The 255-nt window shown below is 59.2% G+C and carries 1 pseudogene; it reads right to left on the bottom strand.

Features of this window, described 5'->3' with window-relative positions:
* A pseudogene (locus KDM89_RS22295) lies at positions 1-255 on the bottom strand (IS3 family transposase); the annotation flags it as partial.

Below are 255 nucleotides of genomic sequence, written 5' to 3'. Positions count from 1 at the left end.
ATACTCGGCACATGTCGGTCGCCCAGCGTTCGTTTGGTGCTTTCGCCACCGAAGGCAAGGCTTGAACACGCGGACGAAAGCCAACGGGCCGCTTCTTCACTTGCCAGCCACGCAGCTGAAAAATGCGTTGAACGGTGTTCTTATTGAAGCCAAGCAGGGCTGCGACAGTGCGATAGCCGAACGACGGCTCCTCGTTGATCATCGCCTTGATTGGCTCGGCAAAGCGCGCCTGGACCTTGGGGGCTGCCTTCACGG

This window comes from Cognatundibacterium luofuense (assembly GCF_018139685.1).
GTDB classification, from domain to species: domain Bacteria; phylum Pseudomonadota; class Gammaproteobacteria; order Burkholderiales; family Burkholderiaceae_D; genus Undibacterium; species Undibacterium luofuense.
Note: the sequence above shows the minus strand (reverse complement) of the source record. Positions and strands in the feature narration are given on the sequence as shown.